Here is a 19,491-nt window from a genome sequence, read left to right on the forward strand (position 1 = left end):
CCAACCTCAGTACGAGCGGGGCATGCCGAGCACATGCTCGGCGACGTAGGACAGCACGAGATTGGTCGAGATCGGCGCAACCTGGTAGAGCCGCGTCTCGCGGAACTTGCGCTCGACGTCATATTCCTCGGCGAAGCCGAAGCCGCCATGGGTCTGGATGCAGCCGTTCGCCGCTTCCCAGGACGCATCCGCCGCCAGCATCTTGGCCATGTTGGCCTCCGCGCCGCAGTCGAGCCCGGCCTCGTATTTGCGCGTCGCTTCCTTCACCATCAATTCGGCCGCGCGCATCGAGGCGTAGGCCTTGGCGATCGGGAACTGGATGCCCTGGTTCTGGCCGATCGGCCGACCGAACACCGCCCGCTCCTTCGCATAGTTCGTAGCCTTCGCGATGAACCATTTGGCATCGCCGACGCATTCGGCCGCGATCAGGATGCGCTCCGCGTTCATGCCGGAGAGGATGTAGCGAAAGCCCTTGCCTTCCTCGCCGATCAGGTTCTCCGCCGGCACCTTCATGTCTGTGAAGAACACCTCTGTGGTGGCGTGGTTCATCATGGTGCGGATCGGGCGGATCTCCAGGCCATTGTTCTTGGCCTCGCGCATGTCGACGATGAACACCGACAGGCCGTCCGTTCGCTTCTTGACCTGCTCCTTCGGCGTGGTGCGCGCCAGCAGGATCATCAGGTCGGAATGCTCGGCACGGCTGGTCCAGATCTTCTGGCCGTTGACGATATAGCTGTCATTGCCCTCCTTGCGCGCAAAGGTCTTGAGCGAGGAGGTGTCGGTGCCGCTGGTCGGCTCGGTGACGCCGAAGGCCTGCAGCCGCAATTCGCCGCTCGCGATCTTCGGCAGGTACTTTGCCTTCTGCTCGGCACTGCCGTGCCGCAGCACCGTGCCCATCGTGTACATCTGGGCATGGCAGCCGCCGCCGTTGCAGCCGGCGCGCTGGATTTCTTCCAGGATCGCGGCCGCAGCCGACAGCTTCAGGCCCGCGCCGCCGTACTCCTCGGGGATCAGCACCGAGAGATAGCCGGCCTCGGTCAGCGCATCGACGAACGCCTTGGGATAGGCCATCTCGCGATCGAGCTTGCGCCAATATTCGCCGGGAAACTGCGCGCACAGCTTTGCGACGGCTTCGCGGATGTCGGCGTAATCTTCGGTGTGGTGATCTTGACTCATGGCGTTTCCAATTCTTGGCGGCAGTTAGGATAACGCCGGCCAACCCCCTGGCGTTGTGAAAACAACGCCCGCCCCCTATGCTCATTTGTTATAGCGTATGGAGTAGCCTTCCAGGATTGGCAAGCATGGATTTCCGGCAGCTCAGGACCTTCAGTTGCGTGGCGGAGCTCGGCAGCCTGTCCAAGGCGTCCGACACCTTGCGCGTGGCGCAGCCGGCACTCTCTAGGCAGATCAAGCTCCTGGAACACGAGCTGCGCACCGAATTGTTCACCCGCAACGGCCGCGGCATGGTGCTGACCGAGGCCGGACGGCTGCTGCTGGCGCGCACCTCCGGCATCGTGCGGCAGATCGACCAGATCCGCGACGATATCCAGTCGTCCAAGGGACCGCCCTCCGGCCAAGTCGTGCTCGGCCTGGTTCCGACCGTGAGCTGCGTGCTGTCGGCGCGCTTTGCGCGGCGCTGCGTTGAAAAGTTTCCCGGCATCTCGCTGCGCATCGTCGAGAGCTACAGCGGCCATCTCGTCGAATGGCTGCATCGCGGCGAGATGGATCTCGCCATCCTCTACGGCCGCTCGGCCGATCTGCATCTCAACGTGCAGAGTCTCGGCCGCGACAACATCGTCGCGGTCGGCCCGCGCGGCTGCGGCCTTGTGCGCAGGAAGAGCGTCGACGTCGGCTGGCTCTTGCGGCAGCGCCTGGTGCTGCCCAGTCATTCCCATGGTCTCCGCGCCCTGATTGAGCACGCCGCCGCCCAGCGCAAGATCAAGCTCAACGTCCAGCTCGAGGCGGATTCCTTCCGCGTGCTGACGAGCCTCGTCGAGGAGGGCCTCGGCTTCGCGCTGCTGCCGCCGTCGTCTGTCCACGGCGAGGTTGCGGAGGGGCGGCTGGAAACCGCGCCCGTCTCCAAGCCGATGACGCGCGAGCTCATTTTCGCTTCTCCGATCGACCGCCCGGCCTCGACGGCCTCGTTGGCGATTACCGCGTTGTTGCGCGAGGAGGTCGCCGCCTGCCGCAAGGAAGGCGTGTGGGACATCAAATTGAGTTAATGCGCTGATGTCGTAGAACAGTCAGGGGTCGACTTGCCTTCGCATCTGGCGCGAGCTGTCATGCCGAAATTTTATAGCTGAGGTACCGCCGCGCTTGCTACGGCCAATGTGATAACCGGAAGTCGGCTCGTCATTGCGAGCGTAGCGAAGCAATCCAGAAATCCATCGGCGGTGACAGTCTGGATTGCTTCGTCGCAAGGGCTGCTCGCAATCACGGAGGATGGAGCTCAGCTCGGAATCCTTACCGGCAGCGACTCATATCCCTTGATGAAGCTGGAATAGATCCGCTTGGGCTCGCCGACCACCTCGATGCGCTCGAACCGCTTCAGCATCTCTTCCCAGACGATGCGCAGCTGCAGCTCGGCGAGGCGCATGCCGACGCAGCGGTGGATGCCGAAGCCGAAGGAGAGGTGGGTGCGGGGGCGCGGGCGATCGATGATGAACTCGTTCGGCTTCTCGAACATCTCCTCGTCGCGGTTGCCGGAGACGTACCACATCACGACGCGGTCGCCCTTCCTGATCTGCTTGCCGCAGATCTCAGTGTCGGAAAGCGCGGTGCGCCGCATATGCGCAAGCGGCGTCTGCCAGCGGATCACCTCCGGCACCATGGAATCGATCAGCGCCGGATTGGCGCGAAGCTTGTCATACTGCTCGGGGTTCTCGTTCAGCGCCAGCACCGAGCCGGTCATGGTGTTGCGCGTAGTGTCATTGCCACCGACGATGAGCAGGATGATGTTGCCCATGAGATTGTCGGGATCCATGTGGCGCGTCGCCGGGTTGTGTGCCATCAGCGACAGCAGATCGTTGCGCGGCTCGGAGTTGACGCGCTCGTTCCAGAGCTTCGACATGTAAGCATAGCACTCGTCCATCTCGCGGCGGCGCTCCTCGGCGGAAGCGACGATGCCGCTTTTGGGCAGCGCAGTGGAGACGTCGGACCAGCGCGTCAGCTTGCGCCGCTCCTCCCAGGGGAAGTCGAACAGCGTCGCCAGCATCTGCGTCGTCAGCTCGATCGAGACGCGCTCGACGAAATTGAAGGTCTCGTTGCGCGGCAGATTGTCCAGCACGGTCTGCGAGCGCTGGCGGATCAGCTTTGCCAGCTCGTCCAGATGCTGAGGGGTGAACATCGGCGACACCGTCTTGCGCTGCGCCGAATGCCGGGGCTGGTCCATCGCGATGAAGCTCGGATAGTCGTAGCCTTCCGGCACATCGCGGATCGAGATGCCGCCGAGCGTCGAGTCCGAGGAGAAGATGCCGTGATTGGTGTCGACATGCATGATGTCGTTGTATTTCACCACCGACCAGTACGGCTCGATCGGCGCGTTGGTGCAGTAATGCACCGGCTCTTCCTTGCGTAGCCGCTCGAACCACGGCCACAGCGTGTCGTCCTGGAACAGCCTGGGCGCACCGGGGTGGAATTGCGACAGCGGCGTTGCATAGGCCTCCTCGCGCGCCCTGCGCAGGCGTTCGGCCTTGTCCACTTTAACCGGCGCTTGGATGTTCATCGTCGTGGCTCCAGTTGATCTTTGTTCGCCTCTCCCCGCTTGCGGGGAGAGGCCGGATTGCATCGAAGATGCAATCCGGGTGAGGGGGACTCTCCGCGAGTCCGTCTCTCAGCGTGCTCGCGGAGAGAGCCCCTCACCCCGACCCTCTCCCCGTAAGAACGGGGAGAGGGAGTTAACTTACGCCGCAATCTTCACCGGCAACGCCTCGAGCCCCTTCACGAAACTCGAATAGACCCGCTTGGGCTCGCCGACCACATCAATATGGTCGAAGCGCTTCAGGATCTCCTCCCAAATAATCTTGAGCTGCAGTTCAGCAAGCCTGAGGCCCACGCAGCGGTGGATGCCGAAGCCGAAGGAGAGATGCGTGCGCGGCCGGGCACGGTCGATGATGAAATCGTAGGGCTTTTCGATCGCCGCTTCGTCGCGGTTGCCCGAGACGTACCACATCACGACCTTGTCACCCTTCTTGATCTGCTTGCCGCGGAACTCGAAGTCGGAGAGCGCGGTGCGCCGCATATGCGCCAGCGGCGTCTGCCAGCGGATCACCTCGGGCACGAAGCTGTCGAGCAGATCAGGATTGTCGCGCAGCTTGCGGTATTGTTCCGGATGCTGGCTCAGCGCGAGAAGCGAGCCCGACATGGTGTTGCGCGTGGTGTCGTTGCCGCCGACGATCAAGAGGATGAGATTGCCGAGGAAGTTCTTCGCGTCCATGTCGCGCGTCGCGGCGCCATGCGCCATCATCGAGAGCAGGTCGCTCTTCGGCGGCTGTTCGATGCGCTCCTTCCAGAGCCGGGAGAAATAGGCCGCGCATTCCGCAAGCTCCGCCATCCGCTCGTCTTCGGTCGCGACGAGGCCGTCACGGCCAGGAATGGTGGTGGCAACGTCGGACCAGCGCGTCAGCTTGCGGCGGTCTTCCCAGGGGAAGTCGAACAGCACCGCGAGCATCTGCGTGGTGAGCTCGATCGAGACGCGGTCGACCCAGTCGAACACCTCGCCGCGCGGAAGATTGTCCAGGCACTCAGCCGAGCGCTTGCGGATGTTGATGGCGAGGTTGTCCAGATGCGTCGGCGTGAACATCGGCGCCACGGTCTTGCGCTGCGCGGCATGGCGCGGCGGGTCCATCGAGATAAAACTCTCGCGGCGCAGATCCGGATCGATGTCGCGGATGGTGATGCCGCCGAGCGCGGAAGCCGAGGAGAACACTGAATGGTTGGTCTCGATCTCCATAATGTCGTTGTAGCGCGTCACCGACCAGTACGGGCCGAACATCGAGTCCTTGCAGTAATGCACCGGGTCTTCCCGGCGCAGGCGATCGAAATAGGGCCAGAACGTATCTGTCCTGAACAATTCAGGGTCACCCGGATCGAACTGCTCCAGCGGCAGTGACGCGGCGCGTGCGCGCAAGGCGTCGAGCTTGGCTGCGCTCTCGATGGTCCCATGCATGACCGCTCTCCCTGGGCTGAACCGCGCGTCGTTGAATTCTGCGCTGCGGTATTTGATTTGCAATTACAGCCGGTTGTCTGCGCCGGGGCAAGGGAGTGTTTTGCCACATCCAACCTTCGCGAGAGGCGCGTAGCCCGAACCGCAATCCAGAATTCGGGCCGCCACTACCGATGTCCCGGCTTACGCTGCGCTCCTTCGGGGCTACGGGACGACAGATTTGCAACGTGATCCCTCTCACGCCCGTGGCGGCGGAATCGTGCAAGAAGCCCACTGGAATCGAGGTAAATCGAACCCGCCCATCTTGGGGATCGACTAACCTCTGATCTATAGTTTGGCCGGATCAAGACCGCATCCCGAGGTTGCCGCTGTGAACGACATGCAATGGGCCCCCGTTGGCTCCGAACCCTTACCCCCGCCGCTGCCGACCACGCGGGTCGATTTCTCCGGCAACCGCTCCGAGTTCCGCAAATTGGTCACCAAGGGTGCCATGCTCGAGCTCGTCACCTTCGGCTTCTACCGGTTCTGGCTCGTCACCGACATTCGCCGTCATCTTTGGACGCACACCGCGATCGACGGCGATGCCGCCGAATACACCGGACGGGCCAAGGAGCTCCTGGTCGGCTTCCTGATCGCGCTCGCGATTCTGGTGCCGATCTATCTTGCGTATTTCCTTATTGGCATCGAGTTCGAGCGCTGGCAGGGCTTCGCTTCGACGCCGCTGTTCATCGCGCTTTACGCCTTCGGCCAGTTCGCGATTTTTCGCGCGCGGCGCTATCGCCTGACCCGCACGGTCTGGCGCGGCGTCCGCTTCTGGATGGACGGCTCAGGTTGGGCTTACGCGTTCCGGGCCCTGCTGTGGGGCTTGCTCGCGTTCCTGACGCTCGGCCTGGCACTGCCGTGGCGCGAAGCCGCGCTCGAACGCTACAAGATGCGGCACACCCATTACGGCGATCTCACCGGCGATTTCGAAGGCGACGGCTGGACCTTCTTCAAGCGCGGCTGGTGGCTGTGGCTGCTCAGCCCGATTGCGCTGATCATCTTCCCGCTCGCGCCGTTCTTCTATGCCGAGTTCAAGGCGCGCGAATGGCGCTGGTGGCTCGACGGCATCCGCATCGGCGGCGTCAGCCTGTCCTCGAAGCTGCCTCATGACGCCTTCTATGGTTTGTACTGGAAGGTGATCGGCTGGTGGACGCTGCTTACGATCGCCTTCTCGGCCTATGTGGGCGGCGGCGCCTTGCTGGTCGTCCAGCTGAGCGGCGTCCCGGCCGATCAGGTGTTCGGCTCCGACAATGCCGCGAAGAGCATCCCGATGGTGGTGATGATGGTGATCGGCTATTTCGCCCTGGCGCTCGCGATCAACATCGTCATGCGCGTCTATCTCCAGCGTGATCTCTGGGCCAAGGTGTTGGAAACCGTCGAGGTGCATAATATCGCCGCTGCGGCGGATGTGCGTGGTCGCGGCGAGCTTGCCGGCGCGCTCGGCGAAGGCTTTGCTGATGGATTGGATGTCGCAGGATTTTGAGCCGTGAGTGAGTTGGTGAGTGAGGTCCCGGCACAGCCCGCCAAGCCGACGATCTTCTTCGACGGCGTCTCGAGTCGCAGACGTCAGGTGATACTGACGTTCAGTGATGCGCTCGAGATCGTGGAGGACAGCGCGGCGCCCGTGCGCTGGGCCTATGCCGACATTCGCCGCGCCGATAGCCCGCCTGGCGTTTTGCGGCTGGCCTCGGCATCCGCGCCGCCACTGGCGCGGCTCGAGATCCGCGATGCCGCGCTTGCAGCCGATCTGACCGCCCGCTGCATGCGCCTCGACGAGCAGCAGACCACGCGCCGCGGCATCGCAAAGATCGTCGGCTGGTCGGTCGCCGCCGCCGTCTCCATCGTCTGCGTCGTGCTGTTTGGCGTGCCGCTCGCCGCCGACCGTCTCGCGCCGCTGGTGCCGAAGCCGGTCGAACGGCGCATCGGCGATGCTGCCGAAGTGCAGATGAAAACCATCTTCGGTCGCGGCGTGTGCGAAGACCCTGCGGGCAAGGCCGCCTTCACCAAGCTCGTCAACCGCCTGCGCGATGCGGCCGGCCTCGACGATTCCATGACGGCGGGCGTGCTGCCGACCGCGGTGCCGAACGCGTTCGCGTTGCCGGGAGGCAAGGTGTTCGTGCTGAAGGGGCTGCTCGACAAGGCCGAGAGCCCGGACGAGCTCGCCGGCATCCTCGCGCACGAGCTCGGCCATCTCAAGCATTACGACAATATGCGCGGCCTGATCTACAACGGCGGCACCTCATTTCTGATCGGCCTTTTGTTCGGCGACGTCACCGGTTCGTCGACCGTGATCTTCGCGTCGCGCAGCCTGGTCGAGGCCTCCTACTCGCGTGAGGCCGAGACCGCCGCGGATACGTTTGCGATCGAGATCATGCATGCGCTCGGCCGCTCGCCGAAGCCCGCGGCCGAATTGATGTTCCGTATCACCGGCAAGGAAGGCGGCTCCACTCTCACGACGATCCTCGCCAGCCATCCGCTCACCGAGGACCGCCTCGCGCGCATGACCAAAGAGGATCGTCCCGCCAGCGGCCCGCCGCTGCTGACCGACAAGGAGTGGCAGGCGCTGAAGGCCATTTGCGGCAGCGGGAAGGTGTGAGCCGCCGAGGCCACCGACCTGAGCGGGGCAGTTATCGCGTCCCGTAGGCGCGGTCGCCGGCGTCGCCGAGGCCCGGCAGGATGAACCCGTTCTCGTCGAGCCCTTCATCCACTGCCGCAGTCCAGATCGGCACGTCCGGATGCAATCCACGCAGCCGCTCAAGTCCCTCGGGAGCTGCGATCAGGCAGGCCAGGCGGATGTCCCTGGCGCCGCGCTCCTTCAGCCGGTCGATGGCCGCGACGGCCGTGTTGGCGGTGGCCACCACCGGCGTCACCACGATGGCGAGACGCTCGCCAAGATCCGACGGCGATTTGAAGAAATATTCGACCGCGGCAAAACTGTGCGGCTCGCGGTAGAGTCCGATATGCGCGACGCGCGCGGTCGGCACCAAGTCCATCATACCATCGACGAAGGTCGTGCCGGCGCGCAGCATCGGCACGAACACCAGCTTCTTGCCGGCGATCTTGGCCGAGTGCATCGTCGACAGCGGCGTCTCGATCACGGTGTCCGTGAGCGGCAGGTCGCGCGTCACCTCGTAGCACAAGAGCATGCCAATCTCCTTGATCAGCTCTCGAAACGACTTGGTCGAGATGGATTTGTCGCGCACCAGCGTCAGCTTGTGCTGCACCAGCGGATGATCGACGATCGTGACGCCTTCCATGATTGAGATGCCTTTCTTCCTTCTCCCCTTGTAGGAGAAGGTGGCGCGCATGCGCCGGATGAGGGGTATCTTTCCGCGAACTCCAAATGAGAGATGTGCCCGCGGAGACATACCCCTCACCCGGCTTCGCTTTCGCGAAGCCACCCTCTCCCCACAGAGGGAGAGGGTCAGAAAACCGTGCCGTCGCTGATCACCTTGAGTGGCGGCGAGCCGTCTGGACGTCGGGCAAATGCGATCGTGCGGCCCGCGGCCCAGGTGCCGCCTTCTAAAATACTGGCGAGCGGCAACGTCTCAGGCGTGCGACCGAGCTTGGCGCGAACCAGTTCGGCAAGACGATCCAGCAGCGCAACCGTCAGCGCGCGCCATTCCACGACGAGCAATGAATCCACCGTATGCGCACGCTCGGCATCCGCGGCATCGCGCAGGCGCAGCACTTCATGATCGACGAATAGGCCGCCATTGCGGTATTCGGCAAGGCCGGTCAGCCCGTCGATGTCGGTGACTGCAAATCCGGCGCGCTGGAGCGGCTCGATCAGCGAATAGCTCAGCCATTGTGACAGCTTGTGCAGCGGCACGAGGCCCGCGGTCGCATCATCCGCTTTGATGACGGGATGCCGCCAGCAATCGCCGAGCGGAATGCCCGCAAGCGCGAGCCGCGACGGCCAGATCGGACCGAGCTGGTTCAGCACAGCCGACAGAATGGCGGGCGCAGCGACGGCACCGCCGACCGCTTGCGCCGCGATGTGATCGAACAGGCCGCCCGGTCGCGGCGTGTCGTGCGAGCCGAAAATGTCCGCGCGCTCTGCCACCAGCTTGCCCAGACGACGCAGCAGATCGGTGCGTCCCTCCAGGCCGAGCAACGGATTGGCATCGGTCACTTGGAAAGCGGATGTGAGTGAGGTGAGGGGCAGTTTCGCGAGCATCTCCGCGTCGGCCCTGAACGGCGTCCGCGCATCGCGGGAAAAGAGTCCGTCCGCGAACATATCGAGGCTCGCGATCGCCAGCCCCTCGGATCGGCCGATGGCTTCGCCGGTCACGCCATCGCGGTATCGCCACGCAGCGCCGGCGCCGGCATCGAGCAGCACGCTGACGATCGCAAGGTCGAACTCGGAGCGCGCCCGCACCGCGCGATCCGGCCATGATGCTGCGCTGGCAAGCTGCGCCCAGCGGTCGACGCCGCCGAGCACAAAGTGCCGCCAGCGCGCATGGAACGGAATGTCCAGCGTCGGATAGGCTTTTCGCGTCACCGCGAGCACGGCGTCCGCGACGCCATCCATGCGGTCGAGGTCGATCGTGAAATGCTGGAGCCCGCCGGCGAGGCCGATCTTGAGCATCTGCCCGGCACGCGCGCGCACCGCGTTTGCGGTGAGCAGCGAGCGTGCCTGCAATTCCAAAGCGTCCGCCATCACGCGATCAGTATTTTTCCAGCGAACGTCCGACCACGTCGTTGACGTCCTTCTCCGGCGCGATGTCGGTCGAATAGTAGCCGGCGGCCTTCTTCGCGGCGATCTCGACATAGGCGTCGGCCGGAATCAGCTCCGGCGGGATCGGCACACGCTCGACGATGTCGATGCCCTGCGAGGTCAGCGCGTCATATTTCATATCGCTCATCGACAGGAAGCGGTCGATGCGCTTCAGGCCGAGCCAGTGGATCGTATCCGGCATCAGCTGCTGGAAGCGCGCATCCTGCACGCCGGCGACGCATTCGGTCCGCTCGAAATAGGCCGCGGCGGCATCGCCATCCTCCTGGCGCTTGCGCGCATTGTAGACCAGGAACTTGGTGACCTCGCCGAGCGCGCGGCCCTCTTTCCGGTTATAGACGACGAGCCCGAGCCCGCCCTCCTGCGCGCCGCGCGCGGATTCCTCGATGCCGTGGATCAAATACGGCCGGCAGGTGCAGATGTCGGAGCCGAACACGTCGGAGCCGTTGCACTCGTCATGCACGCGGCAGGTGATCTTGGTGCGATGGTCCGGCAGTTTTGTCACATCGCCGAACATGTAGACGGTGGTGCCGCCGATCGGCGGCAAAAACACCTTCATGTCCGGACGCGTGACGAGCTCGGGGAACATGCCGGCGGTCTGTTCGAACAGCGTGCGCCGCAGCTCGGTCTCGCCGGTGCCGAAGCGCGCCGCGAGGCCCGGCAGGTACCAGACCGGATCGATTGCGATCTTCACCACGGAGACGCTGCCATTGGCATGCACCACCTCGCCGTCGGCGCGCAGCCTCTTCGCCGCCAGCGCCTCGCGGATCTCCGGCAGGTCCAGCCGCGCCCGCGTCACCGCGATGCTGGGGCGAATGTCGACACCTTCGGCGATCTCCTGGCGGAAGTTTTCGGCAACGAGATGCCCCCAGGGATCGAGCGCAACGATCTTGGTGGGATCGCGCCATTGCTCGAACGGCCCGATGGTCGCGGCCGGAAAAGTGTTGGTGAGGTCAGGGCGCCTGATGGGATCGAGCGCGCCGGCGGAGACAGCGAGCGCGCGGTACATCGCGTAGGACCCGCCATGGCTGCCGATCACGTTGCGATCCCCGGCGCGGGACACTGTGCCGATGATTGGCCCGCGGGCGCGCGCGTCCGCGGCACCCCAATGGATCGGAAAGGCGGCCTTCCTGCCCGGCTCCGGATGGGAGGTCAGGCGGATGTGGTCGGTACGGTTGGCACGGCTCATGTCCAGGCTCCCAAAAAGCCAACGGCCCGCCGCTCGGACGGGCCTGGCTCGCTGGCGTTGCCGGTGCGGACCACAGGCGACGCAAGCTCAATCCAACATATTGTAGCGGCCGGCGACGACAGACAAGTTAATCGTGCCGGGCGGGCAGGGCCGTTTGCGACCAAATTCCCGTCAGCAACGGCCTGAAGAGTTCGCCATCGGCGCCGGGCGATTGCGCTGGCCGGCCTCGCCGATCTGCCGGCGCAATCGCCTTAAAGGTTTGAAATATTTCTATATTTCGTCTTTTCAAGGGGCCTGCATGGTTTCGCTCGGCCAGCGTCGAATCCCGGACTAAACGTGTCGTTGGCCTAATCGCAGTTCGTCCTTGTATTGGAGACGCCAATGCCTGCCGCCAGCTATATCGACCCCCGCAACGGACAGCTCTATCCGCTCGACCAGCCGCGCTGGTGCTCGGACGAGCGCACGCCGCTGCTGGTGACGCCGGGTGCCGGCATCTCGCGCGAGGACATCGATCACCGCATGCGCTCGCTGTGGCGTTACCGGGCAGCGCTGCCGGTCGAGATCAAGAATCCGATCTCGCTTGGCGAAGGCTGCACGCCGCTGGTTCAGCAGGACTGGGACGATCTGCGTCCATTGTTCAAGCTCGAATGGTTCAACCCGACCGGCAGCTTCAAGGATCGCGGCTCGGCGGTGATGCTGTCCTTCCTGCGCCAGATCGGCATCTCAGCCATCCTTGAAGATTCGTCCGGCAACGGCGGCTCGTCGATGGCGGGATTGGGTGCCGCCGGCGGCATGCGCGTGAAGATCCTCGCCCCCGCGTCCACGTCGCCGGCCAAGATCGCGCAGGTCCGCGCCTACGGCGCGACGGTGCAACTCGTCGAAGGGCCGCGCGATGAGTCGGAAGCAGAGGCCATCCGCCAGTCGAGCCAGACGTTTTATGCCAGCCACAACTGGCAGCCGTTCTTCCTCGAAGGCACCAAGTCGCTCGCCTACGAGATCTGGGAAGATCTCGGCTTCCGCGCCCCCGATAACGTCATCGTCCCCGTCGGCGCCGGCAGCAGTCTCTTGGGTTGCGCCTTCGGCTTCCGCGAGCTTCTGAAAGCCGGGCAGATATCGAAGCTGCCGCGCCTGTTCGCGGCGCAGCCCCTCAATTGCTCGCCGATCGATGCAAGCTTCAAGGCCGGTGTCGATACCCCCGTCGCGCGCGAGGTCAGCAAGACCATCGCCGAAGGCACCGCCATCAAGAATCCCCTGCGCCTGCGCGAGATCATCGGCGCACTTCGCCAGAGCGGCGGCGGCACCGTCGCACTCACCGAGGATGAGATCGTCGCCGCCCTGCGGCGCCTCGCACGGCAGGGCTTGTTTGCCGAGCCGACCAGCGCCAGCGCGGCGGCAGCGCTGGACAAACTCGCAGCCGCTGGTGCGATCAAGGCAAACGAGACCACGGTCGCGGTTCTCACCGGCACCGGTCTCAAGGCCGCGAGCACGGTTGCCGATCTCGTGCAGTAGGGCGGAGCTGCTCTCCCCCTGCCCTGGAGGGGGAGGGTCGATCGCGCACAGCGCGAGCGGGGTGGGGTGATCTCTCCACAAGGGCACTGCTTCTGTGGAGAGACTGTCACCCCACCCCGTCTCGCACCGCTATCGCGCTGCGAGCCGACCCTAACCCTCCAAGGGAGGGTAAGAAGCGTCTTCACTCCCTCAAATCATTCACCCGCTTCACCCATGCCCGCACATCCGCGAGCACGGCGGGCAGCACTGCCTTGACCTCGGCCACGGTCATGCCGGCCTTGATGCGGGGATCGTAGAGCAGATTGAGGATGTACTGGTCGTAGACGTCGAAATAACCCATCGAGACGTTGTCGTTGAACATGGTCCACGGCACGCTCGCGGTGTCGTTGATGGGCCCGAGCGATTGAAGGAGCTCCTCATAGGCGCAGTCGAGGAAGACGAAATCGCCGTTGTCGACGGTGAGGATGACGTCGGAGTGCTCGATCTCGAAATTGTCGTTCTTGCGGAATCCGGACAGGCATTGCGGGTCGAGCGAAGAGCGGATCTCGCGCGCCTTCTCCACGCCGTAGAAGCTCGAGATGGTGCGGAAGAGATCGCGGTCGCGCACCAGCTTCACTCGCACATTCGCCGCTTCATTGGTGTCGATCATGGCGATATCGAGATGCTGCACGCGCTTGCCGATGTCGGCCACGACTTTTGCGAGCTGCATCTTGCGATCGGCGCGGTCGCTCTCGGCGTAGACGCGCACCGGCCCGTCGAACTTGCGGATGCGGTCGACGCGGCCGGCAAGGTGATATTCGGCGCCGAATGCCGTCTTCATGAAGCCTTCGATGATCTCGCCGTCGGTAAAACTCTTCTTCTCGGCGCGCTGACGCGAGGAGATCGCGGGCAGTTCGCCCGCGGCAGCCATGGGTGCGATGTCAGGCAGACATGTGAGCACTGCGAGCGCAAGCAGAGTGATGCGAAAGGCAGGCGAGGGCGGGACAAATGCGCTCATCGTCCTGCGACGCTGCCGCATTCGCGCCGCGCGCACAAGACCGCAAATTCACGCGCCCTGCGGGTTCCGGCTATGGCTGCCCGGTTAGTTATTCAGCACCACCACCGTGGTACCGACCGAGACGCGGCTATAGAGGTCGGTGACGTCGTCATTGGTCATGCGGAAGCAGCCCGAGGACACGGCCTGGCCGATCGTCTCCGGCTCGTTGGAGCCGTGGATGCGATAGAGCGTCGAGCCGAGATACATGGCGCGGGCGCCGAGCGGATTCTCGATGCCGCCCTTCATGTGGCGCGGCAGGTCGGGCCGGCGGGCCAGCATCTGCGATGGCGGCGTCCAGTCCGGCCATTCCTTCTTGGCGGTGATCTTGTGCACCCCGCCCCAGCGGAAGCCGTCGCGGCCGACGCCGATGCCGTAGCGCAGCGCCTGACCGTTCTGGAGCACCAGATACAGCCGGCGTTCGGCGGTGTTCACCACGATCGTGCCGGGGGCATAGTTGCCGTTATACATGACGGTGGAGCGGGGAATCGGGCTCGCGCCGCCGCGGAAGAAGTTCGGGCCGCCGCCCATGATGTCGCGGGAGTCGAACTCCTCGGCGAGCACGCCGCCGGTCGCGGCGGTCAAGAGTGCGATGGCGGCAATCGGCGCGGCAAAAAACCGGATCATTGTCTCCCCCGAAAAAAATCTCTTCAACAAAGGCCACAGGCCATATTCGCGAGGGTTTCGCAAGCCACGGCCCCGTGAGGGGCGCCATGCTTAACGAATGGCGTTACCAAATCGGCAACCGCACCAATTTGCTGGAAAGCGTTAGCCAAACCAGCTCATCCTCGCGCGGGGCAGGGCCGCGATGTCCCCTATTGCTTTGACGGATGGCGCGAACAATGATTGGTCGGAGGATCACTCGAAAACGCCGGTTGCGGGAGCAAAAAGAATGAACGGTGCGGAAAGCCTGGTGCGGACGATGGTCAAGGGCGGGGTGGACGTCTGCTTCACCAACCCGGGCACCTCCGAGATGCATTTTGTCGGAGCGCTCGACCGTGTGCCCGGCATGCGCTGCGTGCTCGGCCTGTTCGAAGGCGTGGTGACGGGCGCCGCCGACGGCTATTTCCGCATGAAGGGCACGCCGGCTTCGACCCTGCTGCATCTCGGCCCCGGCCTCGCCAATGGCCTTGCCAATCTGCACAACGCCAAGAAGGCGAATTCCGGCATCGTCAACATCGTCGGTCAGCACGCGGTCTACCACATCGGCTACAACGCGCCGCTGACCTCCGACATCGAGGGCCTGGCCCGGCCAATGTCGTCCTGGGTCCGCACCGCGCCGGATGCCAAATCGGTCGCCGCCGACGGCGCCGCAGCGATTGCCGCCGCCAAAAGCGCGCCGCCGCAGATCGCGACTTTGATCTTGCCCGCGGACACTGCCTGGAACGAGGCCGACGGCATCGCCGAGGTGCCGGCTGAGCAGCAGCGCGCGAGCTATTCGCCGCAGGCAGTCGAGCAAGCTGCAAGAATCCTACATGGCGACGGCGAGGGTACGCTGCTCTTGATGACCGGCAGCGCGCTGAGCGCGCAGGGTCTGGCGCTGGCCGAGCGCATCGCCGGCAAGACCGGCTGCACGGTGATGGGCCCGACCTTCCGTCCCAAGATGGCGCGCGGCCGCGGCCGTTTCTCGATCGACCGCATCCACTATGTCATCGACCAGGCGCTGCCGATGCTGGCCAAGTTCCGTCACATCGTGCTGGTCGAGTCCGACGATCCCGTGGCATTCTTCGCCTATCCGAACAAGCCGAGCATGCTCAAGCCGCAGGGCTGCGAAGTGCATCGCATGACCTCCTGGGGCGAGAACTCGGTCGCGGCGCTGGAAGCGCTTGCCGGCGCCGTGAAGGCCAGCGCTAAGGACGTCAAGCCGCAGGCTTTGCAGGAGCTGGTCAAGCCGACCGGCGCGCTCACCTTCGCCTCGATCGCGCAGGCCATTGCCTGTGCGATCCCCGAGAACGCGATCATGGTCGACGAATCCCTGACCACCGGCCGCGGCTTCTTCCCGCCGACCGCCGCTGCCGCGCCGCACGACTGGCTCCAGAACATGGGCGGCTCGATCGGCTTCTCGACGCCGCTGTCGATCGGCGCGGCGATCGCCTGCCCGGACCGCAAGGTCATCACCATGGTCGGCGACGGCAGTGCGATGTACACCATCCAGTCGCTGTGGACCCAGGCGCGCGAGAACCTCGACATCGTCACCATCGTGTTCGCCAACCGCATCTACCAGATCCTGCGCGGCGAGTTCGACAATGTCGGCGCGGGCGAACCCGGCCAGCGCGCCAACGACATGCTCCGGCTCGACCGGCCGACGCTCGATTTCGTGGCGTTGGCCAAGGGCATGGGCGTGCCCGGCCGCGCCGTCACCAATGCCGACGAGTTCAACAAGGCGCTGGCTGAAGCCGTCGCCGAGCCCGGACCGCGGCTGATCGAAGTTCAGATGTAGGACGTCAACAGATAGAGCGCCGTGAGCCCGGAGGCACGATGCAGACCGAGCTGAACAAGGTGATCGCGGCGCTCCGGGACTTCTACGCCCACGAGGGCTTCCTGTTCGAAAAGGATGTCGGCGAGCGGGCGCTCACGCATCGTTTCGCCGTACATCTTGAAGAGCAGTTTTCGGGCTGGTCAGTCGATTGCAACTACGACCGGCTCGGCGAGCGCACGCTGCATCTGCCGCACGGCACCATCATCTCGACCGACGACCATCTCGGCAAGTCGATCTACCCCGATGTCGTCGTGCATCAGCGCGAGATCCCGAACAATCTGCTCGCGGTGGAGATCCGCAAGGCGAGCAATCACACGCCGCTGGATCACGATCAGCACAAGCTGCGGGCGCTGACCGACGTGCATGTCTGGTTTCCCTATTGGATCGGCCTGCTGCTGGTGCTGGACAAGCACCATGTGACGATGTCGGAAGTTTATGTCTCTGGTCTCGTCGATGAGGCGCTGTCGCGCTGGTTCACCACGCGGTTGGAGGAGACCGGACTCGGCGGCCGCGCCTAGAGGAGCGCGGCGTGCGTGGTCACGCACGCCGCGACGTCGTTAGTAATAATACGGCTGCGAGTACGCGTAGCGCGGGTTGATGCCGCAATAGGCCGAGGTGCCGGAGGCGGTGGCGGCACATTGCTGGTAGCTGGCGAACTGGCAGTTGCCGGGATAGCCCCAGCTGCGGCCTTGCAGGCAGTATCTGTCGCTTGCGGCCTGGGCCGGCGCCGCCGACAATGACGCGGCGATCAAGGTTGCGAACGATGCAAGCGTGAGGATGGTGCGACGCATTTCAGTCTCCTTTCGAGCGTGGGGTGGAACGGCCATGCCTTGCCGTTCCCCGTGGCCTGTCCGACGCACGGTCATGCAGTGTTGGTGTCGGCATGGCGCGGTGCGTTCGAGGTGAGGCACATCATGACGCAGGCCATGGTTCGCAATGTGATCTCCACCACAGTTCTGGTGTGGGATCGGACCTATTGTTGACAGACTTGCACGCGTCGATACCGGAGGCCTACGCTAGCCTCATTCGGATCAGACAATCTTGGAGGTTCTGATGCAGAAGTCATATTTGCTGGCCGCGACGGCAGCGCTGGTGATCATGACGCAAATGCCGCTTGCCCTGGCACAGGGCGCTCCGGCCACCGGCGCGACCACCGCGCCTGCGGCGACAACCACTGCGCCGGCCGCGACGACGACAGCGCCAAGCGCGACCGACTCATCCAGCCAGCCGACCGACGCTAAGAAGAGCGCGTCGAAGAAGCCGGCGAAGAAGAAGATGACCCGGCAGCAGGAGATCGATCATTCCATCGACACCGGCACCGTGCCTGCGCGCTACCGCAGCTCAGTGCCCAAGCGGTATCAGCAATACATTCCGTTCGATAAGCAGTAGCGGATCGCATTGCGGTACGACGGTCTTGGTCGGGCGGCTTCCGGCCCCACATCCGCGGTGGCGGTCTGCGAGAGCAGTGCTAAAGTAGGGCGAAGCCGGGGGAAGCGATGAGTGACGAGGTGAAGGATGCTGGCCTTGTGGCCATGATCAGCAGCATCCTGGGAGGCAACAAGCGCACAGACAGTGTTGCACTGTCGCCGATCGCCGAGGTTCCGCCGATCGTGCCGGCGGATGCAGCGGAGCCGACGTCCAGCTCCGATCCGGCAGCGGCCAAAGCCGAGAACGCGCCCGATGCTGCGCCGGCTGCCACGAAACCGGTCGAGCCGCCTGCGCAAATCGCGACGACGCGGGATGGCAAGCGCCTGCTGCCGGCGGAGGCGATCGCCGATCTCGTGCTCGGCGAATTGCGCAAGCTGGAAGATTTCCCGAGCTCTGGCGTCTCGGTCACGGTCTACGGCTATCGGAATTGGAACGCCATGCTCACCTTCGCGCCGTTTTCGACCAGTTTCCAGAACGCAACCAGGTTCCGCCAGGCGATTCCGGACCTCGTCTTCAAGCTCCGCCGTTTCGTCGAACTTGAGATATAGTCTCGGGCAGCGGCGGCACACGGCGTCGCGATCCAACCAGCTCGACAGGATATTCAATTGAGCGTCGCCTTCACCAAGGAAGAGAGTGCCGAAACCGCGTCCGAGACGCTGTTGCCGGATCGCCCGATCTCACCGCATCCAAACCTCGTCACGGAGGCAGGCTTCAAGGCGTTGCAGACGCAGCTCGCCGAAGCGCGCGAGGCCTATGAAGCCGCGCAAGCCATCGAGGACGTCAACGAGAAGCGTCGCCAATCGGCGGTGCCTCTGCGCGACGCCCGCTATCTCACCGAACGCTTACGCACCGCGCAGGTCATGCCCGATCCGACCTCGACCGACGTCGTCGCCTTCGGCAGCACCGTGACCTTCAGCCGCCCCGATGGTCGCGTGCAGACCTACCGTATCGTCGGTGAGGACGAGGCTGATCCCAAGGCTGGCTCGATCTCGTTCGTCTCGCCGGTTGCGCGGTCCCTGATGGGAAAGGCGGTCGGAGACGTCGCGGGCTCAGGCGCGCAGGAGATCGAGATCCTGTCGATTGCGTAGGAGCGCGCAAGGTCAGGCCGGGATTGCGTGACAAAGGGCGCTATCGACAGGAGCAATCTCATTCGCCTAAAGCATAGTCCGGAAAAGCGCGAGGCCGTCGTCTCCGCCAAACAAAGCTCGATGGTTGGATGAGACGGTTTCTGTCGGGAGCGTTGCCGTTCTACGCGCTGGCCGGACTGGCCATGTGCATGTATCTGGTTCTGTATAGGACGAGCCTGTTCGATTTGAACGCGATCGTCCATGGCGCGACTGGGTCGGCATGGTTTCCGGCGTTCATGTTCGTCTGCGTGCTGCTGGAGGCGGTCTTCCCGTATTTCGGCTATTTTCCCGGAACGGCCCTGATCCTGATGTCCGTGGCGCTCAGCCCGAAGGTCGCTGATGGCTCCGTCTTCATCGTGGCGTGGCTCGCCATCATCCTGGGCGCTGTTCTCAGCTACGGACAGGCGCGTTTCTTCAGGCCGTTCCTGCAGCGGGTGGCCTCGAAAGCGGCACTGAGCCGATGCGAGTCCTTGTTTGACGCCTACGGCCCTTATGCGCGTATTGGCTTGTTCGTTCATCCCAATGCCTGTGCGATGTATTTCACGGCGCTCGGACTTCTCGGCCGCAATCTGACGCGAGAGCTCGCTTATCTCTGCGTGGGTGCGGCGGCCGCCGTCGGCATCCTGTTCGTCATCGTGACCAGGCTCGTGTCGTCCGTCGGCCCCACCGACGATGGCGAATTGCAGGTGCTGCTGGCAGCCGCACTGGCCGCCATCGGGACCCTGGTCGGTCTCTACGCGGCGTGGCGGCCGAAGGCAGCCGCCTGAAGCTTGCTCCGTCAT

General features: G+C 64.3%; 19 protein-coding genes. 10 read left to right on the forward strand and 9 right to left on the reverse strand.

The window, feature by feature from the left end:
- Positions 1 to 6 precede the first annotated feature (6 nt).
- Complete coding sequence (locus P6U29_RS07420; RefSeq protein WP_407116999.1) at positions 7 to 1,176, reverse strand: acyl-CoA dehydrogenase family protein; 1,170 nt, start codon at positions 1,174 to 1,176, stop codon at positions 7 to 9.
- Between the two features lie 125 nt (positions 1,177 to 1,301).
- Here P6U29_RS07420 and P6U29_RS07425 point away from each other — a divergent pair, with 125 nt between their 5' ends.
- Positions 1,302 to 2,222: a LysR substrate-binding domain-containing protein gene (locus P6U29_RS07425; protein WP_407117000.1), complete on the forward strand. Its 921-nt coding sequence runs from the start codon at positions 1,302 to 1,304 to the stop codon at positions 2,220 to 2,222.
- 227 nt (positions 2,223 to 2,449) lie between these two features.
- Here P6U29_RS07425 and P6U29_RS07430 read toward each other — a convergent pair whose 3' ends face one another.
- Together P6U29_RS07430 and P6U29_RS07435 are read right to left on the reverse strand one after the other, a co-directional pair.
- Positions 2,450 to 3,724, reverse strand: a complete 1,275-nt coding sequence (locus P6U29_RS07430) for a cytochrome P450 (protein WP_407117001.1) — start codon at positions 3,722 to 3,724, stop codon at positions 2,450 to 2,452.
- Between the two features lie 177 nt (positions 3,725 to 3,901).
- Complete coding sequence (locus P6U29_RS07435) at positions 3,902 to 5,167, reverse strand: cytochrome P450 (protein WP_407117002.1); 1,266 nt, start codon at positions 5,165 to 5,167, stop codon at positions 3,902 to 3,904.
- A gap of 376 nt (positions 5,168 to 5,543) precedes the next feature.
- On the opposite strand from P6U29_RS07435, the gene P6U29_RS07440 reads away from it, so the two are divergent.
- Together P6U29_RS07440 and P6U29_RS07445 are read left to right on the forward strand one after the other, a co-directional pair.
- On the forward strand, positions 5,544 to 6,689 hold the full coding sequence (locus P6U29_RS07440; protein ID WP_407119262.1) for a YjgN family protein: 1,146 nt from the start codon (positions 5,544 to 5,546) through the stop codon (positions 6,687 to 6,689).
- Between the two features lie 3 nt (positions 6,690 to 6,692).
- Positions 6,693 to 7,802 carry a M48 family metallopeptidase gene (locus P6U29_RS07445; RefSeq protein ID WP_407117003.1) on the forward strand — a complete coding sequence of 370 codons (1,110 nt, stop codon included), beginning with the start codon at positions 6,693 to 6,695 and terminating at the stop codon, positions 7,800 to 7,802.
- 31 nt (positions 7,803 to 7,833) lie between these two features.
- Here P6U29_RS07445 and upp read toward each other — a convergent pair whose 3' ends face one another.
- The 3 genes from upp to P6U29_RS07460 all read right to left on the reverse strand — a co-directional run bounded on the left by upp (position 7,834) and on the right by P6U29_RS07460 (position 11,133).
- On the reverse strand, positions 7,834 to 8,463 hold the full coding sequence (gene upp / locus P6U29_RS07450) for a uracil phosphoribosyltransferase (RefSeq protein WP_407117004.1): 630 nt from the start codon (positions 8,461 to 8,463) through the stop codon (positions 7,834 to 7,836).
- A gap of 167 nt (positions 8,464 to 8,630) precedes the next feature.
- Positions 8,631 to 9,869 (reverse strand): URC4/urg3 family protein, encoded by a 1,239-nt coding sequence (locus P6U29_RS07455; RefSeq protein ID WP_407117005.1) that lies wholly within the window; start codon positions 9,867 to 9,869, stop codon positions 8,631 to 8,633.
- A gap of 7 nt (positions 9,870 to 9,876) precedes the next feature.
- Positions 9,877 to 11,133 (reverse strand): GTP cyclohydrolase II, encoded by a 1,257-nt coding sequence (locus P6U29_RS07460; protein ID WP_407117006.1) that lies wholly within the window; start codon positions 11,131 to 11,133, stop codon positions 9,877 to 9,879.
- Between the two features lie 381 nt (positions 11,134 to 11,514).
- Here P6U29_RS07460 and P6U29_RS07465 point away from each other — a divergent pair, with 381 nt between their 5' ends.
- Entirely contained in the window at positions 11,515 to 12,642 is a 1,128-nt protein-coding gene (locus P6U29_RS07465) for a pyridoxal-phosphate dependent enzyme (protein ID WP_407117007.1), read from the forward strand.
- A gap of 181 nt (positions 12,643 to 12,823) precedes the next feature.
- Here the strand turns inward: P6U29_RS07465 and P6U29_RS07470 are convergent, their stop codons facing one another.
- Together P6U29_RS07470 and P6U29_RS07475 are read right to left on the reverse strand one after the other, a co-directional pair.
- Complete coding sequence (locus P6U29_RS07470) at positions 12,824 to 13,639, reverse strand: DUF2927 domain-containing protein (RefSeq protein WP_407117008.1); 816 nt, start codon at positions 13,637 to 13,639, stop codon at positions 12,824 to 12,826.
- Between the two features lie 84 nt (positions 13,640 to 13,723).
- Positions 13,724 to 14,302, reverse strand: coding sequence for a L,D-transpeptidase (locus tag P6U29_RS07475; RefSeq protein WP_407117009.1), 579 nt, complete (start codon positions 14,300 to 14,302; stop codon positions 13,724 to 13,726).
- Positions 14,303 to 14,567: 265 nt separating this feature from the next.
- Here P6U29_RS07475 and P6U29_RS07480 point away from each other — a divergent pair, with 265 nt between their 5' ends.
- Together P6U29_RS07480 and P6U29_RS07485 are read left to right on the forward strand one after the other, a co-directional pair.
- The gene (locus P6U29_RS07480) at positions 14,568 to 16,115 is read left to right on the forward strand and encodes an acetolactate synthase large subunit (RefSeq protein WP_407117010.1); all 1,548 of its coding nucleotides are present in this window, start codon (positions 14,568 to 14,570) and stop codon (positions 16,113 to 16,115) included.
- Positions 16,116 to 16,153: 38 nt separating this feature from the next.
- Positions 16,154 to 16,672 (forward strand): hypothetical protein, encoded by a 519-nt coding sequence (locus P6U29_RS07485; protein WP_407117011.1) that lies wholly within the window; start codon positions 16,154 to 16,156, stop codon positions 16,670 to 16,672.
- 39 nt (positions 16,673 to 16,711) lie between these two features.
- Here P6U29_RS07485 and P6U29_RS07490 read toward each other — a convergent pair whose 3' ends face one another.
- The gene (locus P6U29_RS07490) at positions 16,712 to 16,945 is read right to left on the reverse strand and encodes a DUF3551 domain-containing protein (RefSeq protein ID WP_407117012.1); all 234 of its coding nucleotides are present in this window, start codon (positions 16,943 to 16,945) and stop codon (positions 16,712 to 16,714) included.
- A 262-nt stretch (positions 16,946 to 17,207) separates the two neighbouring features.
- On the opposite strand from P6U29_RS07490, the gene P6U29_RS07495 reads away from it, so the two are divergent.
- From P6U29_RS07495 to P6U29_RS07510, 4 genes are all read left to right on the forward strand, one after another.
- On the forward strand, positions 17,208 to 17,543 hold the full coding sequence (locus tag P6U29_RS07495) for a hypothetical protein (protein ID WP_407117013.1): 336 nt from the start codon (positions 17,208 to 17,210) through the stop codon (positions 17,541 to 17,543).
- 107 nt (positions 17,544 to 17,650) lie between these two features.
- On the forward strand, positions 17,651 to 18,130 hold the full coding sequence (locus P6U29_RS07500) for a hypothetical protein (RefSeq protein WP_407117014.1): 480 nt from the start codon (positions 17,651 to 17,653) through the stop codon (positions 18,128 to 18,130).
- A gap of 57 nt (positions 18,131 to 18,187) precedes the next feature.
- Positions 18,188 to 18,670: a transcription elongation factor GreA gene (greA, locus tag P6U29_RS07505; protein WP_407117015.1), complete on the forward strand. Its 483-nt coding sequence runs from the start codon at positions 18,188 to 18,190 to the stop codon at positions 18,668 to 18,670.
- A gap of 128 nt (positions 18,671 to 18,798) precedes the next feature.
- Positions 18,799 to 19,476, forward strand: coding sequence for a hypothetical protein (locus P6U29_RS07510; RefSeq protein ID WP_407117016.1), 678 nt, complete (start codon positions 18,799 to 18,801; stop codon positions 19,474 to 19,476).
- Positions 19,477 to 19,491: the final 15 nt, after the last annotated feature.

It is taken from the genome of Bradyrhizobium sp. LMG 9283, from assembly GCF_045571415.1.
GTDB lineage: Bacteria > Pseudomonadota > Alphaproteobacteria > Rhizobiales > Xanthobacteraceae > Bradyrhizobium.

Coding starts and splice junctions, on each gene's coding strand:
- P6U29_RS07420 (WP_407116999.1), bottom strand. CDS start 1,176: ATGAGTCAAGATCACCACACCGAAGATTACGCCGACATCCGCGAAGCC.
- P6U29_RS07425 (WP_407117000.1), top strand. CDS start 1,302: ATGGATTTCCGGCAGCTCAGGACCTTCAGTTGCGTGGCGGAGCTCGGC.
- P6U29_RS07430 (WP_407117001.1), bottom strand. CDS start 3,724: ATGAACATCCAAGCGCCGGTTAAAGTGGACAAGGCCGAACGCCTGCGC.
- P6U29_RS07435 (WP_407117002.1), bottom strand. CDS start 5,167: ATGCATGGGACCATCGAGAGCGCAGCCAAGCTCGACGCCTTGCGCGCA.
- P6U29_RS07440 (WP_407119262.1), top strand. CDS start 5,544: ATGCAATGGGCCCCCGTTGGCTCCGAACCCTTACCCCCGCCGCTGCCG.
- upp (WP_407117004.1), bottom strand. CDS start 8,463: ATGGAAGGCGTCACGATCGTCGATCATCCGCTGGTGCAGCACAAGCTG.
- P6U29_RS07455 (WP_407117005.1), bottom strand. CDS start 9,869: ATGGCGGACGCTTTGGAATTGCAGGCACGCTCGCTGCTCACCGCAAAC.
- P6U29_RS07460 (WP_407117006.1), bottom strand. CDS start 11,133: ATGAGCCGTGCCAACCGTACCGACCACATCCGCCTGACCTCCCATCCG.
- P6U29_RS07465 (WP_407117007.1), top strand. CDS start 11,515: ATGCCTGCCGCCAGCTATATCGACCCCCGCAACGGACAGCTCTATCCG.
- P6U29_RS07470 (WP_407117008.1), bottom strand. CDS start 13,639: ATGAGCGCATTTGTCCCGCCCTCGCCTGCCTTTCGCATCACTCTGCTT.
- P6U29_RS07475 (WP_407117009.1), bottom strand. CDS start 14,302: ATGATCCGGTTTTTTGCCGCGCCGATTGCCGCCATCGCACTCTTGACC.
- P6U29_RS07480 (WP_407117010.1), top strand. CDS start 14,568: ATGAACGGTGCGGAAAGCCTGGTGCGGACGATGGTCAAGGGCGGGGTG.
- P6U29_RS07485 (WP_407117011.1), top strand. CDS start 16,154: ATGCAGACCGAGCTGAACAAGGTGATCGCGGCGCTCCGGGACTTCTAC.
- P6U29_RS07490 (WP_407117012.1), bottom strand. CDS start 16,945: ATGCGTCGCACCATCCTCACGCTTGCATCGTTCGCAACCTTGATCGCC.
- P6U29_RS07495 (WP_407117013.1), top strand. CDS start 17,208: ATGCAGAAGTCATATTTGCTGGCCGCGACGGCAGCGCTGGTGATCATG.
- P6U29_RS07500 (WP_407117014.1), top strand. CDS start 17,651: ATGAGTGACGAGGTGAAGGATGCTGGCCTTGTGGCCATGATCAGCAGC.
- P6U29_RS07510 (WP_407117016.1), top strand. CDS start 18,799: ATGAGACGGTTTCTGTCGGGAGCGTTGCCGTTCTACGCGCTGGCCGGA.